The 15,045-nt window shown below is 39.9% G+C and carries 14 protein-coding genes; 12 read left to right on the top strand and 2 right to left on the bottom strand.

The features are described 5' to 3' along the window. Window positions 1–17: 17 nt before the first annotated feature. The 3 genes from ACP2AF_RS00925 (at window position 18) to ACP2AF_RS00915 (ending at window position 1,971) form a co-directional block, all read left to right on the top strand. Window positions 18–596 (top strand): Crp/Fnr family transcriptional regulator, encoded by a 579-nt coding sequence (locus ACP2AF_RS00925; RefSeq protein ID WP_425234367.1) that lies wholly within the window; start codon window positions 18–20, stop codon window positions 594–596. A 72-nt stretch (window positions 597–668) separates the two neighbouring features. Further along, the gene (locus ACP2AF_RS00920; protein ID WP_425234366.1) at window positions 669–1,349 is read left to right on the top strand and encodes a hypothetical protein; all 681 of its coding nucleotides are present in this window, start codon (window positions 669–671) and stop codon (window positions 1,347–1,349) included. Window positions 1,350–1,401: 52 nt separating this feature from the next. Beyond that, complete coding sequence (locus ACP2AF_RS00915; RefSeq protein ID WP_425234365.1) at window positions 1,402–1,971, top strand: class I SAM-dependent methyltransferase; 570 nt, start codon at window positions 1,402–1,404, stop codon at window positions 1,969–1,971. A gap of 44 nt (window positions 1,972–2,015) precedes the next feature. On the opposite strand, the gene ACP2AF_RS00910 is transcribed toward ACP2AF_RS00915, so the two are convergent. Both ACP2AF_RS00910 and ACP2AF_RS00905 read right to left on the bottom strand, forming a co-directional pair. After that, the gene (locus ACP2AF_RS00910; protein ID WP_425234364.1) at window positions 2,016–2,408 is read right to left on the bottom strand and encodes a response regulator; all 393 of its coding nucleotides are present in this window, start codon (window positions 2,406–2,408) and stop codon (window positions 2,016–2,018) included. 323 nt (window positions 2,409–2,731) lie between these two features. Next, complete coding sequence (locus tag ACP2AF_RS00905) at window positions 2,732–3,622, bottom strand: leucine-rich repeat domain-containing protein (RefSeq protein ID WP_425234363.1); 891 nt, start codon at window positions 3,620–3,622, stop codon at window positions 2,732–2,734. Window positions 3,623–3,952: 330 nt separating this feature from the next. Between ACP2AF_RS00905 and ACP2AF_RS00900 the strand changes: the two genes are divergently transcribed. From ACP2AF_RS00900 to ACP2AF_RS00860, 9 genes are all read left to right on the top strand, one after another. After that, a complete protein-coding gene (locus tag ACP2AF_RS00900; RefSeq protein WP_425234362.1) occupies window positions 3,953–4,867 on the top strand; it encodes a helix-turn-helix domain-containing protein in 915 nt (304 codons plus the stop codon). Window positions 4,868–4,991: 124 nt separating this feature from the next. Continuing rightward, a complete protein-coding gene (locus ACP2AF_RS00895; protein ID WP_425234361.1) occupies window positions 4,992–6,911 on the top strand; it encodes a nuclear transport factor 2 family protein in 1,920 nt (639 codons plus the stop codon). 446 nt (window positions 6,912–7,357) lie between these two features. Beyond that, window positions 7,358–8,740, top strand: coding sequence for an ankyrin repeat domain-containing protein (locus ACP2AF_RS00890; RefSeq protein ID WP_425234360.1), 1,383 nt, complete (start codon window positions 7,358–7,360; stop codon window positions 8,738–8,740). 85 nt (window positions 8,741–8,825) lie between these two features. Next, a complete protein-coding gene (locus ACP2AF_RS00885; protein WP_425234359.1) occupies window positions 8,826–9,419 on the top strand; it encodes a Crp/Fnr family transcriptional regulator in 594 nt (197 codons plus the stop codon). Window positions 9,420–9,501: 82 nt separating this feature from the next. Beyond that, window positions 9,502–11,046 carry an amidohydrolase family protein gene (locus ACP2AF_RS00880; RefSeq protein WP_425234358.1) on the top strand — a complete coding sequence of 515 codons (1,545 nt, stop codon included), beginning with the start codon at window positions 9,502–9,504 and terminating at the stop codon, window positions 11,044–11,046. A 116-nt stretch (window positions 11,047–11,162) separates the two neighbouring features. Beyond that, window positions 11,163–11,651 carry a DUF1572 domain-containing protein gene (locus ACP2AF_RS00875; protein WP_425234357.1) on the top strand — a complete coding sequence of 163 codons (489 nt, stop codon included), beginning with the start codon at window positions 11,163–11,165 and terminating at the stop codon, window positions 11,649–11,651. Window positions 11,652–11,853: 202 nt separating this feature from the next. Continuing rightward, a complete protein-coding gene (gene msrB / locus ACP2AF_RS00870; protein ID WP_425234356.1) occupies window positions 11,854–12,384 on the top strand; it encodes a peptide-methionine (R)-S-oxide reductase MsrB in 531 nt (176 codons plus the stop codon). A 300-nt stretch (window positions 12,385–12,684) separates the two neighbouring features. After that, window positions 12,685–13,593 carry a class A beta-lactamase, subclass A2 gene (gene bla, locus ACP2AF_RS00865; protein ID WP_425234355.1) on the top strand — a complete coding sequence of 303 codons (909 nt, stop codon included), beginning with the start codon at window positions 12,685–12,687 and terminating at the stop codon, window positions 13,591–13,593. A 158-nt stretch (window positions 13,594–13,751) separates the two neighbouring features. Continuing rightward, the gene (locus ACP2AF_RS00860) at window positions 13,752–14,816 is read left to right on the top strand and encodes an alkaline phosphatase D family protein (protein WP_425234354.1); all 1,065 of its coding nucleotides are present in this window, start codon (window positions 13,752–13,754) and stop codon (window positions 14,814–14,816) included. Window positions 14,817–15,045 lie beyond the last annotated feature (229 nt).

Below are 15,045 nucleotides of genomic sequence, written 5' to 3'. Positions count from 1 at the left end.
ATGAAAATTGCGGACAAATGGATAAAAACCGGGACTTGCTCATAAACTTCATCCAAAATATTGTTCCCATTTCCCGGGAAGATGCTTTAGAGATTGCCAACTCCTTCCATCAATTGCAGCTTAAAAAAGGGGAACTTCTAGTGAAGGAAAATCAAACCAGCGATGATTATTTCTACCTCCAACAAGGCTTGATGCGTACTTTTTTGTACGATTTAAAGGGTGACGAAATAACCACGGATTTCTTTATCGAGAACAACATAGTTTTTGAGGTCACCTCGTTCTTCAATCGTATTCCATCAGAGGCAAACATTCAAGCGATTACGGATTGTTCTGGGTTCAGGATTTCGTATAAGGAACTCAACACTCTTTTTCACAATAAAGTCGCGTTTAGGGATTTTGGCCGGGCCATCCTGGTAAAGGAATTCATCTCCTCTAAAAAAAGAAATTATGGGATGATCAACCGTACCGCCGAGCAACGCTATCAAGATCTATTACTTTCAAGACCCAAGATTTTGCAGCACTCACCCTTAAAATATGTAGCCTCTTATCTCGGTATAACGGACAGCACGCTAAGCCGGTTGCGAAAAAAAATGTAACCATTCCCATTTCTTGCCTTTTGTCAATTGACAACTATGAATTTCATCGGAACTTTGCCTTAAAATCAAGAGATGGCAGAAATATCAGTTTTCATAACAATTGGGTTTATTCTTACCACCATAGCTACTATCTGGTTATTTTTTAAGGCATCAGGAAATAGAAGGGTGATACTATTTATCCTTATATGGAGTAGTATCGTCGGCATTCTAGGTCTAAATGGTTTTTATCAAAAACTGAATGCTTCGCCTCCCCGGTTTATTTTCCTATTAGGGCCGGTACTTCTTTTTGTTCTGTTACTGTCCAGGGCCAAAAAAGGCAAAAGGTTTATGGGCAACCTGGATTTAAAATGGCTAACACTGTTACATTGCATCAGGGTACCGGTTGAATTGGTATTGTACTTTGTATTTCTAGAAGGTCTAGTCCCGGAATCGATGACCTTTGAAGGCTATAATTTTGATATTCTTTCCGGACTCTCGGCGCCTATACTGTATTATTTGGTTTTTGTAAAGAAGAAAGTGGGGGTCAATGGTCTTTTGTTTTGGAACATAATTTGTTTAGGCTTACTACTGAATATCCTCACCATTGCCGTTCTAAGTGCGCAAACACCGATTCAAAAAATGGCTTTTGATCAACCGAACATTGGGGTGACCTATTTTCCATTGGTCTGGCTTCCAACGGTTATCGTTCCTATTGTATTCCTCTCGCATTTGGCAAGTATTGGGCAAATTCTATCTTTACGTAAGAAAAATTAGCAGAACCTGGTTAAGCGATTGAAACTAGCATACAAGGGGATTCAAAATAGGGATGGAAAGAGAATATTATAAAACCAAAGAATCCGTTGAGGAATACATCCGTTTGGCAAAGGATGTTAATGGGAGACAACTTATTGAAAAACTTGAACGAGCCTTAGCTCCGAAATCCACTTTATTAGAAATAGGTTCAGGTCCAGGAACGGATTGGAAAATCTTGAATAAATCCTTTCAGGTTGTGGGATCTGATAACTCCCTTGAGTTTTTAAATCACTTGAGGGCTGAAAATCCGAACGGAAAATTCCTAGAGCTCGATGCAATTACACTACAGACTAATAAAAAGTTTGATGGTATATATTCGAACAAGGTATTGCACCACCTAAATGACCATGAATTAGTTGATTCGATCAAAAGGCAATATGAAGTTTTGAATACCCAAGGTGTAATCTGTCATTCCTTTTGGAAAGGGGAAGATTTAGAAATTTTTAAGGGTCTTTTTGTAAAGTATCACACCGAAAAAAGTCTTACAGAAGTCTTTGGGCAGCACTTTAAGATACTTTCTATTGAAAGTTATGCCGAATTTGAGCAAGGAGATTCCCTGCTATTGCTCGGTATCAAAAAATGATGCGGAACAACATACTTCCAAGAGGAATATGATTTTCAAGAAGATTATAGGGAGTAAGATCCGGTCATAATCTCGACCAAGTTTTCAATTTGTAAGGGTTTTTGAACAAAGCCCTTTACAAACTGAGGATATTTTTCCGCTAGGATTTTATCCGCATACGCTGTAGAAGAGGTCACCATTATGACATCAATATTCAATGGAAATTCCTCTAAGGCCATGAATTCCAAAAATTCGAACCCGTTCATTTCCGGCATATTGATATCCAATAATACCAGTTTTGGTGCCATGTTTGATTTGTTAAATCGCAAATCGTCCAAAGCTTCTTCCGGATTTGTAAAGGACTTTACCTTATCCTCCAGATTAAGCTGTCTTAAAAGCACTTGATGCATTAGGTTTGTCATTTCTAAATCGTCCACTAAATAAATTTCTGAGTACATTGCTGTGTAGTTTTATGAATTTGGATTACAAGGTAAAAGAGCAAAGAGCGATAAGAAAATACTTGTTGCAAACCCTTTGTTTTTTATTGTAAAACAAAAAGAACATGTTGTTTTCATTTTATAATTTGAGCGAATCCTCTTATTTAAAACGTGAGTTATACGTCTTCAAGTATAAATGATTTCTTAATTTTCTGAAGTATTTTTGAGTGTTGCTCTCAAGCTTGGAGCTCTAGGAGTATTCTTTAAATAATAGATTTGCCCCTGATTATGAAGCAAAGGAGATATTCGCCATTATAAATACTACTTAACAAAAAGAAGGTTCCCTAGTCTTCTACATCCTCAAACTTGGTGTCCGCAGTACCAATTTCTGCATCCGGAGTAAAGTGCCTAAAATCTCTCTTTTTGAAGTCTTGGCCGTTTCCGTCAAAATCGAAAATGGCTAAACTTTCCCGCATAGTATTGATGTCCTTAAGGTCGAAGGCATCCAAAAAATTACGTTGAAGCTGTAATTGTGCAAGTTGTGGTAATGATAAAATACCTTCAGGAATTCTACCGGAAAATTCATTTTCCGAAAGGACCAGGGTATTGAGGTTTTTAAGCTTGGCCATGTCCTTCGGAATACCTCCTTTTATATGGTTGTCAGAAAGTTCCAAACGTTCCAGGGATTCCATGTTCCCTAGTTCCTCAGGAAGCGAACCTCTTAATTCGTTGTTCGAGAGATAGAGCCATTTCATTTTTTTCAACTTTCCCAATCCCTCGGGTATTTCTCCCGAAAGTGTATTGTCAAATAGATCCAATACCTCCAAATTTGAAAGAGTTCCTATTGCCACAGGTATGGTGCCTGTAAAGTGGTTCTTTCCCAAGCGTAGCACTTTTAACTCCTTTAAAAGCGTAATGCTCTCCGGAATGGTTCCGCCTATATGGTTAAAGGCCAGGTTCAATACTTCCAGATGCTTCAATTTGCCTAAGGAAAGGGGCAAGGTTCCTCCAAGGTTATTGTTAAAAAGTGAAAGGGATACCACTTTGCCGTTCTTTACTTCCACACCATTCCAGGTAGAAACCGGCTTGGATAAATCCCAGTTGACCATCCAGTTTTCGCCTTGGGTACTCTTGTAAAAATCGATAAGTATTTCCTTCTCTTTTTTGGAGACCCCGGCAAAAAGTGTTGCAGAAGTACATGTTAAAACTAGTACGAGGTAGAAAAGTTTTTGCATAGGCTAAAAAATATAGGTTCTGATACTAAGGGCAAAATCTAATTTTGTACAGAATTTACTTACAAAAAAGTTATGTTTTTGGAAAAAGTACAAAATTAATCGATGAAATGCAGTTCAAAAGTCTCCTTTTGTTGTGAAACCAAAAGATGTTGTGGTGAGGAAACAGTTGTCGTATCTCGGCATTGCTGCATCCTCGAGAATAAGAAAGAAGGAAACTTATTTAATTTCAGGTACTGCAGCTAGCTTTTCCCCATCAAAAATAGTTGTGTCCGACCTTATTTCGATTTGTGATTCTTTAGTACTTTATACCCTCAAAGTATTTTTAGGGCAATGCAGCACTTTTCAACATTAGATGCCTATTGTAAAGGCATAGGTATTTCAGGACCAAGGTGGGATTCCTTCGATATCCGCAGTTTTGAGGAGAATATGGGCGAGGTAAAGTCGCAAATGCCTCCTTTTAAGCATGAATTTTATGCCTTAGCCCTTAAACTGGACGGTGGCGGATACGCTAAATCGGGAAACTATTCCACGGAAAACAAAAAGGCCACGCTATTTTTTAACTCGCCCTACCAAATCATACAGTGGGATATAGCGCCCAACTGGGAAGGTTTCTACATTATTTTTTCAGAAGACTTCTATCGTGGGGCCCTTTCCAGAAAACGTATAACGGAAACGTTTCCATTTCTGCTTATAGACAATACCATTCCCATGGAAATAAGCGAAAGGGATGCCCAGCTATTTGTGGATCTTTTTGAGGATATGTATAAAGAGCATCGCTCCAATAAGACCAATGCCGAAAAAATTATTAGACACTACGTCCACATTGCGCTGCACAAGGTGGCACGACTTTACGACTATTCCGTGGACAAGTCCTCGGTAACTACAGCGCAACGCTCCCAAGACCTGTCCGTGGTCAGTCGTTTTAAGACCCAATTGGACCTTGCCTTTCATCCCGGCCAACGCTATCCCAAAGCTTTGCCCAGCCAGGTACGGTATTATGCCGAACAATTGAATTTACATCCCAATCATTTTAACGCAATCGTGAAACGAATTACAGATCAATCGGCTTCGGATATCATTTACGCCCATGTTTTGAACCTGGCCAAATCCAAGCTTTCCCATACCGATAAGAGTGTAAAGGAAATTGCCTTTGATCTGTATTACAATTATCCCAATCACTTTGCAAACTTCTTTAAAAGCAGAATGAAAATGACCCCTTCACAGTATAGAAAGACCTTGAAATAGGGATAAATTTTGTCCTTTTTTACAGTCCGTTTGAATTCCGTACTTCTTGCTTTGAATTCCGTATTGCACTAGGCTCCCAACGCCCATAGTTTTGTGGTATCAAATTAAAAAAACAAGAAATACTATGAAAACATGGATACTCACAGGATTGATAATCGGATTATCGGCCTGTACGAATGGAAATCAAAAAAGTAAAAATCAAAATGAAAAAGTTATGAATACAACAGAGACAAAACAAATGGAAATGGCCACCGAAAAGACGAGCATCCAAACTGTAGCGGAACATCTTTTTAGTGCCACAGACCAGAGGGATTGGGAAACCGTAAAATCCACTATGACGGATTCGGTATACGTAGATTATACCTCTTTAGGCGGCGACGCCGGATTTAAGACCCCAGACACCATTGTTAACGGCTGGCAACAATTACTACCTGGTTTTGACAGAACCGTACACCAGATACACAACTTTGCGATTTGGATTGCGGGAAATCGGGCCACGGCCACTTTTGACGGTATCGCCGCACATTATTTGGAAAACAGGGATTGGACCGTCTTTGTAGGTTATGATACCGAATACATCAAGGAAAATGGGACATGGAAATTGGCACGTATCGATGCCTCGCTCTATGATCAGGCCGGTGATACCTCGTTACCGCAATTGGCCCTAAAACACGTTCAGGAAGGAAATAGCAATGCCTTCGCCAAGACAGACCCTCAAAAGATAACTGCAATCCAAAACTTCTTTGAAGCTCTTGAAGCCCGAAAATTGGAAAATGTCCTATCCTCGTTTACCACCGATGCAGCGCAGATAATGCCTTTTGCCCCGGGGAATTTTCCAAAACAATTGACGGGGATAGCCGCCATCAAAAATCAGTATACTGGCGTAATGGGTTATGAGCAGTCCTATGAAATCGAATATTTCACAACTCAAAGTCCTGATGTATACATAGCCAAGTATCAGGGCACTATCACTACCAACGGGGGGAAACCCTACAATAATAGCTACGTGGGGATATTCACCCTAAAAGATGATAAAATCACGAACTTTGTGGAATACTTCAATCCCAATATTCTCCTCAATGGATGGCCCGGATTAAAGCCTGCACATTATTCCGTACACCAAGCGGGTGCCGCTACGGATAGCGGGGTAACCCTAAAGGAAATAACCTTTAATAGTAACGGTGCAAACCTAAAAGGGCATGTATTTCTGCCACCTAACTTTGATGCTACACAAAAGTACCCAGCGGCCATCGTCACCGGAAGTTGGACAAGCATCAAGGAGCAGATGCCGGACGAATATGCCAGTGTAATGGCCAAGGACGGTTTTGTTACCATGACCTTTGATTTTACCGGATTTGGAGAAAGTGAAGGAGAGCCTAGGCAAGTTGAGGATTACCGTCTAAAAATAGCGGATATCAAGGCGGCCGTGGATTATTTGGAGACCCATCCTAATATTGATATGAATGAGCTGTCAGCCTTGGGTGTCTGTGCCAGTTCCGGGTATATGGCGCATGCCACAGCCCAAGATACCCGTATTAAAAAATTGGTGCTGGTAGCTCCTTGGTTGCACAACCCGGCCATAGCAAAAACTATCTATGACATGCGTCCCGGGGGTACTAATGGTTTACTGGAAGCTTCCAAAAAGGCAAGGCGGAGTTATGCGGAAACCGGTATAATGAAATATGTTCTGGCCGCCAGTGAACTAGATCCCCTAAGTGCCATGTATGTTCCCCAAGGTGCCTTTGATTACTATCTGAGTCCCGCCAAGGCCGCCGGGCCAAAATACGATAACCGTTTTGCAGTGAGTAGTTGGGAACCCTGGTTGACCTTTGATGGTATTTCTGTAGGCAAGGACATTGCACAACCCGTTTTCATCGTACATAGCGAGAGCGGTGCGGTGCCACAGGGAGCCAAAGAATTCTATGAGTTGATCAAAGGGGAAAAGGATATTAAATGGCTAAACGAATACAACCAACAACAATTGTATTTTGAGGAAGATGCGGTACAGGCCGCCATGACAGAAGTCGTAAATTATTTAAAATAAAGATTAGTAACCTTAAAAATTAAAAAGATGAACTATAGACTATTGGGAAATACAGGATTGCGCGTATCGGAAATCGCCTTGGGAACCATGACCTTTGGTACAGAGGCCGGCTGGGGCGCGGACAAGGAAATAAGTTAACAGATGTATGACACCTTTATAAAGCCAACGTAGGCCATGACTTATGGAGGCCAATTGGAAAATAGAATCCATCCCCGGCCGTATATTTATTAAACTTTTAGATTCTTTTTCTAAAAATAGGACTGTTTATTACAGTCCTATTTTTTTATAGCAAGTCTTCAAGGGCTCCTTAATAAGATGTAAAGTGACCTCAATCCTCAAACTTCCCTAAATTGACCCATAACAAGGGATAAAAACGTAAATTAGGCTGGGTATAGCATGTTTTACGGCACCCTCGAAATCATAAAACTGTAACCATTGTTTTAAAAATGAGCCCTAACAAGATAATACTCCTATTGTTCCTCCTCACAAGCTTCACCGCTACGGCCCAAAATCTATTCAGAACAGCTTGCCGCGGAAATCTGGACAAATTGGATTCACTGCTTACCCATCAAGATATTAATCTACAAGATGATAGGGGCAGGTCGCTACTACATTGGGCCATAGGTTGCCAAAAAAAAGAAGTTTTTGACTATTTAATCGAAAAAGGAATCGATACTAACCTGGAGGACAATGAAAGACGGACACCTATGATCGTGGCTGTTAACTTTAACGATGAATATTCCTTTAATCGGCTTCAAAAATTACAGGTAGATAATTCTTGGGTCAAAAACTACGGAACGGCGCTCTTGGAACGTGTCGTATTAAACAAGAATAAACGGTTCGTTGAAAAATTAGTAGGATTAGGGGTCGATAGCAATACCAAGAATAAACGGGGAAGTACCCCCTTGGAAATAGCAAAGCGAGTCGATGCCAAGGAAATCTATGAATTGCTGCTGTCCCTGGGAGCTGATGAAAGCCAAGTTCGTAATTTTATTATGAAGGGTGAATATATGGGACAACAACCCCCAGGGCATATCCCGAAAATATTTGCCCCAAATTTTATCTCGACCGAAGAATCGGAATTTGGTTCTGTTTTTAATACGGAGGGTACCGAATTTTATTTCGGGGTAGATGTAAACGGGAAAAGTGAGATTCGGTATTCCAAAATGACAAAAGATCAATGGAGTAAACCCGAAACCATTTTCTCGCATGAGCGATATGGTTACAACGACCCCTTTCTTTCCAATGATGAAAACAGATTATACTTTATTTCCAAAAGGGCCTTGGACGGCGTGGGGGAACCAAAGGACGTGGACATCTGGTATGCCGAAAAAGAAAAAAAAGGATGGTCGCAACCCATCAATGCCGGCACGAATATCAATACAAAAGGAAACGAATACTATATTTCCTTTACCAAGGATGGTACCCTATATTTTTCATCAAACGGCCAAGATCCAAATAAAACGGACTACGATATCTATTTTTCCAGAAATGTAAACGGTACCTATCAAAAACCGGTCGTATTAAACGATAAAATCAATACGGAGAGTTATGAAGCGGATGTATTTGTTTCACCGGACGAGTCCTACATCATTTTCTGTTCCACACGCGACAATGGATTTGGCCGTGGAGATCTGTACATAAGTTTTAAAGACGAAGATGGCACTTGGATAAAGGCCATAAATATGGGTGAAGCGATAAATACCAGAAATTATGAATATTGCCCCTTTGTGACCAAGGACGGAAAATATCTATTTTACACCAGTAATCAAGATATTTACTGGGTGAGCACTGAAGTGATACAGGAAATCAAAGAAAATAGCAGGTAATACTCACAAGGGGCTATCCAGCTTTTACTCATAATTGCATACAAACAACAATGTAAGTCATTACAGAATCAGGCACACCAAACACATGATGAAGAAAAACCATGAAAGCTACCTTAATTCCTACCTAAAAAATTTGAGTCATTCTACCCCTCAGGAAATTGATTATGTAAGACCTTACCTCAAGATCAAGGAGTATCGCAAACGGGATTTTTTCCTAAAACGGGGTGAGGTACAAAAGGAAATGGGGTTCATTTCCGAAGGCTTGGTTCGCAGATACTACATCAATGAAAAAGGCAATCAAATAACGACGGGCTTTGCCAAGGAGAACGAATATCTTACAGATTATCCGGCCTTTATAAAACAGAGGCCGACCAAATACTTTCTGCAATGTATAGAGCCCTCCGTAATCATTGGTGTACCCTATAGCACTATTCAGTTAAGCTACGAGAAGTTCACGAACGGGCAATTATACGGTCGATTGATGGCCGAGCAGACCCTCACGATCCTAAACGATCGCATTGAGGGCTTTCTATTCAATACGGCAGAAGAAAGGTATTTGAAATTCGTTAAGGAACATCCAGAATTGATGAATCGCGTAAGCCTGACACATTTATCTTCCTTCCTGGGAATTGAAAGGCAATCCTTGAGTAGAATTCGAAAAAGAATCACCAAAAAATGATTTTGTCACAAAGGTGTCAGGTTTTGGTCAACTTAGAAAACCATCTTCGCATTATCTTCTTAGGTACTTAAAAAGGCATGTTATGAATTGGAAAAAAATATGGAAATACATTCTTGTAATGCTAACCGTGGGATTCGTACTCCTTTGGTATTTTTCAGAACGCAAAATAAAGAGGATATATGGAGATCTTACCGAGGAGGTCGTCACTGATAAATTCCTCCTTGATGCACATCCTGTCTTGATCAAAAATATCAGTGTCCTTTCTCAAGATGGAAAACGGTTTGTACCCCATCAATCCGTATTGGTAAAAGAAGGCTTAATAGTTTCCATTGACTCAATTATAGACCATTCCCAAGATGCAAAAATCATCGACGGAGCAGATAAATTTTTAATCCCTGGCCTTATAGACTCTCACGTACACTTGCTGAAGAGCCCTAACGACTTATTGCTATATATCGCCAATGGGGTTACGGAAATTCGAGAAATGATGGGTGATGAAGTTCATTTGCAATGGAGACAAGAGATTGAGCAAGGGAAACGGATCGGGCCGGACATGTACATTGCCTCCCCAAGAATAGGGAGCTTTGGAAAAGTTGAGGGCTGGTTTATGAATTGGACCCAAGGATTTGAATCGGTCAAGAATGAAAAAGAGGCAAAATTGCTCGTTGCGGAGATGGCAGAAAAGGGTTATGATGGCATCAAGATTTATTCTCAATTAAATGCGGACGGTTACAAGTCCATAAATGCGCTCGCCCCAAAAAGCAATCTGGATGTAATAGGCCATATTCCGTTTAGTGTGGACCTTGAGGACTTTTTAATGTCCAACCAAGAGGAAGTAGCCCACTTGGAAGAACTCATGAAACCGATATTATGGGAAAATGGGGGATTTGATGGCATAAAGAACCAAACGGATGCCAATGATTTTCTAGCAGCTGTGAACAAAAAGACCAGGGAACTTGCGCCAAGGTTGGCCGAAAAAGATATCGCCATAACTACCACCCTATGGCTTATGGAAAGCTTTGTAAAACAAAAATTCAATATAGACCAGATCTTAAGTGAAGTAGAACTGACCTATGTAAACCCTGGTTTAAGCGAGTGGGATGAAAACATACCCGGCCTGGGATGGTTACCGACCGTGAATCGGTATCGAATCTTAGATGTCGAAACTTTTACTCCCTCCCAGTTGGAACGAATAAAAATCTTTTGGAACGCTTATGCCGAGGCATGCAGGATTACACTGCGTAACCTAAATGAAAACGGTGTAAGAATACTGGCGGGAACCGATGCAAATGTACCCTGTGCGGTACCCGGCTTTTCGCTACATAGTGAATTGGTGAGTTTAAGAGAGGCGGGCATGTCCCCGGCCGAAGTATTGCACTCCGTTACAAGTGCCCCTGGTGAATGGCTAGGTAAGAATACAGGCGTACTCAAAAAAGGAGCCAAGGCCAACCTAGTTATACTGGATAAGGATCCCCTAATGGACATCGTCAACACCCGAAGCATAAACTCGGTCATGGTCAATGGGCGGTTTTATGAAAAATCCGTGCTAAACGATATGCTCAATGCCGTCAAAAACAACAACGAAGCAAGCAGGACAGTCGATATTACAAAATACACGAAAGAATAATCTAGGGCACATCAAGGAACATGATGAATTAATAGCCGGATTTCCAAGGAGAAAATCCGGCTATCAGTTATCTTTACAAAGGCTTTAAAATCGGCTAACAATTTTCCAAAATCCAAATGAAGTCTTCAATTCAGCTTGCGAATCGATTCAGGGAAGTAATTCTGAACGGAAAATGGATTGCAAATACAAACGTGCAAGATCAACTCAGTGATGTTACCCTAGAACAGGCCATGACCCAAATAGCCGATTTGAATACTCTTACCCAACTGACCTTTCACCTAAACTATTATATTTCCGGGGTATTGAACGTTTTTGAAGGAGGTGACCTAGAAATTCGGGATAAATTTAGTTTTGACCTCCCAAAAATGAATTCGGAACAGGAATGGAACGACCTTAAAGCCGATCTCTTTTCAAATGCGGAAAAATTTGCAAACCATGTTGAACATATGTCGGAAGAAAAGCTGAATGCGGAATTTGTGAATACCGATTATGGCGACTTCCGAAGAAACATCGAAGGTATGATCGAACACTCCTACTATCATCTGGGGCAGATTGTTTTACTAAAAAAAATGATCGCCCAATTATATGGAAAGCAAGAGCGTTAAGCTGAAAATGAATATGTCAGGTTTTTAGTCAATTGAAATTTTTGTTTTAGAAACGTTGGGCCGCCTCAAATCAAGGTGGCGTTAGGTATTACCTATCAAAACGACCTATGAAAAGGATTTATACTACAATTCCATAGTTAATCCATAATTTTACCAAAAAGAAGGTATATCCTTCCAAGTATTCAATGAAAAAGAAAAAACTATGAGGTTATCGCTTATTTTACTTCTTAGCCTTGCTTATATCACCGGGGCTTGCCAGACTAAATCCGACTCAAAAAGGGACGATTCCTCGTACCCTATTCAAAAGACGGATGAAGAGTGGAAGAAAATCCTTTCGGATGAGCAATTTTACATACTGCGCCAGCAGGGTACGGAATATGCTTTTTCCGGGGCCTATTGGGATAATAAGAAAAAAGGGACATATTACTCGGCGGCTACGGGTCAGCCCTTGTTCAGCTCCGAGCACAAGTATAAATCCGGCACGGGATGGCCTAGCTTTTACAAGCCAATTGATGAAAATGCCGTAAAAGAGATTGTTGACAAAAGTCATGGCATGGTCCGTACGGAAGTAGTCGATAGTGGGAGTGGTTCACATCTTGGCCACGTATTTAACGATGGTCCCGCACCGACGGGATTACGCTATTGCATGAACTCAGCTTCCTTGATATTCGTGGCAGACGGTGAGGAACTACCGGCAATAGTAGAGGAATGGAAAGACAACCATGGGGAATAATCCTTTCCAAATAATATAGTCGACGAAATCTAGTTTTAGGGTATTTAATAACCCTACCTCACTTCTTTCCATTTCTGATTTTAGAGAAACAATCCAATCAGATTCAAATTTAGGGGATACGTAATTAATTGTGGTCGGAATTTCCATATCTTCATTTCGCTTAGCACAGGCCCTGAAATTCTTGTAATCAATTATCTTTAGTCTCAAATAGAAATTTTCCGCCACCTTAGGTGCGGTAAGTTAGAAAAGTCTGCACCAATACTTCACGAAACCTCGATATTACAACAAAAGAAAAAAACTATGGTAAAAAAAACGCCACTAACATTTTTAATCCTCCTACTAGTTTTCACACAAGGATATTCTCAAAAAATTGAAACATTACGGCAGAAAATTGAGGGTATTATAAATTCCAAAAACGCAATTGTTGGAGTCGCAATTAATGGGATGGAAGTTAAGGACACCCTCAGTATCAATGGCCAAAGACACTTTCCAATGCAAAGCGTATTCAAGTTTCCAATTGCATTGACAATTTTATCCGAAATAGATAAAGGCAACCTTTCCCTTGACCAAAAAATTGACATCAAGAAAAGTGAGTTATTACCTGGATTATGGAGTCCGATACGAAAAAAATATCCAGAAGGGGGTACACTTACCATAGCTGAAATCATAGAGTATACTGTCGCCCTTAGCGACAATGTTGGCTGTGATGCTTTGTTAAGACTGCTTGGAGAACCTCAAGCTGTTGAAAATTACTTTTCGAATCTTGGTTTTAAGGATTTTGCTGTTAAGATAAATGAAGAAACCATGCAGAATAATTGGGATTTACAATTCCAAAATTGGACAACACCAAAAGAAGCTAATAGGATCCTAGCAACATTTTATGAAAACAAAAACGGTTTACTTTCTAAAGATAGTTATGATTTTATATGGAATGTAATGAAAGGGACCAAAACGGGAAAGAACAGATTAAGGGGACAATTGCCCAAGGAAACAACAGTGGCGCATAAAACAGGCTGGTCAGGAGCTCATAAGGAAACAGGGATAACCGCTGCAGTAAACAACATCGGAGTTGTCTTTTTACCTAATGGGGAATACTTTAGCATAAGCGTTTTTGTCACTGAATCCTTAGAAAGCTTAGAAACTTCTGAGAAATTGATATCCGATATTTCGAAAGCCGCTTGGGATTACTTTACAGACAAACAGCAATAGATTATCCGGATAAAATGTTTAAACCTGTGGGCAGGTGAAACGTGTACAAATAACAGCGGTTTAATCAATAAAATGAAAATATAAAACAAAGGTCGGTGCTAAAGGCTAAAAATCCCCAACCACCCATGGCCGAGACCGTTAACAACAACACAATAAATATGAAAACAAAATTAGCCGTAACATGTATCTCTTTCCTGTTCCTTTATTCATGTAGTGATTCAGCGAAAGTCGAAACCGATTTCAAAACAACAAAAATTGCCTTTGGCTCTTGTGGTCATGAAGACCATCCACTTCCTATATTCAATACGATAACCGGGCATAACCCTGATTTGTTTATTTTTTTAGGTGATAATATCTATGGTGATACAAAAAGCATGGATACGCTACGAGCAAAGTATCAACTATTGGGCGCTAAAAAGTCCTATAGAAACCTAAAGAATCAGGTGCCCATTATCGCCACATGGGATGATCATGATTATGGATGGAACGATATTGGAAAATCCTATTCGCATAAGGAAGAATCAAAACAAATATTTCTTGACTTCTTTGAAGAACCGGAATCTTCGCAAAGGAGAAAACATAAAGGCATATATCATTCTTATCTATATGATTATGGAGATAATACGCTTCAAATAATATTACTTGATGGTAGGACTTTTAGAGATGATTTGAAACCATATGGGGGAGAATATGACAATGACAAAAGATATGATTTTTATAAGAAAGACTACGCTCCCCATACAGAATCTACTCCAACATTATTAGGTGAGGAACAGTGGAATTGGTTGGAAAAAGAGTTACAAGTTCCTTCAGATATAAAGATTATCGGCTCTGGAACCCAATTTGGAATAGAATGGAATGGATATGAGGCATGGGCCAACTTCCCTCATGAAAGGGAACGAATGCTGGATTTGATTAAAAGTACAAAAGCGAACGGTGTCCTATTTATTTCTGGAGATGTTCATTATTCTGAGATATCCAAACTAGAGACAGACTTTTATCCGATATTTGATTTTACCTCAAGCGGTCTTTCCTCTACCTGGAAATTTGCAGCTCCCAACAAAAACAGAATTGAAGGTCCCATAATGGATAATCACTTTGGATTAATTACTATTAACTGGAAGGATAAGAATACCGAAATTAAAATGGAGACATGGGACATCAGTGGTAATCAAAGAACAGAATACACCGTACCACTGAAATCATTACAATTTAAGGAATAAATATCAATGCCGGCAATGTATGGGCAGCATCGAAAACGATGCCTTCTACAAATGTTGTAACCTATCGAAAAAGACCGTGTTGAAATACGCGGAGCCTCTGTAGTTTAATGATAAAAGTACTCCTGAATTATTAGAATCCGGTACTAAATCGAACCTTTATAAGGAGTGCTCAAAGGTAAATGGTGCTATTTAACCTTCACTTGGAAGGTAAGAAACTAAAGCTTTTGAA

This window comes from Ulvibacterium sp., assembly GCF_965248315.1.
Taxonomy (GTDB): Bacteria; Bacteroidota; Bacteroidia; order Flavobacteriales; family Flavobacteriaceae; genus Ulvibacterium.
The sequence above is the reverse complement of the archived record's forward strand: the minus strand, read 5'-3'. Positions and strand labels throughout refer to the sequence as shown.

Coding starts and splice junctions, on each gene's coding strand:
- ACP2AF_RS00875 (WP_425234357.1), top strand. CDS start 11,163: ATGAAGTCTTCAATTCAGCTTGCGAATCGATTCAGGGAAGTAATTCTG.
- ACP2AF_RS00890 (WP_425234360.1), top strand. CDS start 7,358: ATGAGCCCTAACAAGATAATACTCCTATTGTTCCTCCTCACAAGCTTC.
- msrB (WP_425234356.1), top strand. CDS start 11,854: ATGAGGTTATCGCTTATTTTACTTCTTAGCCTTGCTTATATCACCGGG.
- ACP2AF_RS00925 (WP_425234367.1), top strand. CDS start 18: ATGGATAAAAACCGGGACTTGCTCATAAACTTCATCCAAAATATTGTT.
- ACP2AF_RS00860 (WP_425234354.1), top strand. CDS start 13,752: ATGAAAACAAAATTAGCCGTAACATGTATCTCTTTCCTGTTCCTTTAT.
- ACP2AF_RS00915 (WP_425234365.1), top strand. CDS start 1,402: ATGGAAAGAGAATATTATAAAACCAAAGAATCCGTTGAGGAATACATC.
- ACP2AF_RS00900 (WP_425234362.1), top strand. CDS start 3,953: ATGCAGCACTTTTCAACATTAGATGCCTATTGTAAAGGCATAGGTATT.
- ACP2AF_RS00905 (WP_425234363.1), bottom strand. CDS start 3,622: ATGCAAAAACTTTTCTACCTCGTACTAGTTTTAACATGTACTTCTGCA.
- ACP2AF_RS00880 (WP_425234358.1), top strand. CDS start 9,502: ATGAATTGGAAAAAAATATGGAAATACATTCTTGTAATGCTAACCGTG.
- bla (WP_425234355.1), top strand. CDS start 12,685: ATGGTAAAAAAAACGCCACTAACATTTTTAATCCTCCTACTAGTTTTC.
- ACP2AF_RS00920 (WP_425234366.1), top strand. CDS start 669: ATGGCAGAAATATCAGTTTTCATAACAATTGGGTTTATTCTTACCACC.
- ACP2AF_RS00885 (WP_425234359.1), top strand. CDS start 8,826: ATGATGAAGAAAAACCATGAAAGCTACCTTAATTCCTACCTAAAAAAT.
- ACP2AF_RS00895 (WP_425234361.1), top strand. CDS start 4,992: ATGAAAACATGGATACTCACAGGATTGATAATCGGATTATCGGCCTGT.
- ACP2AF_RS00910 (WP_425234364.1), bottom strand. CDS start 2,408: ATGTACTCAGAAATTTATTTAGTGGACGATTTAGAAATGACAAACCTA.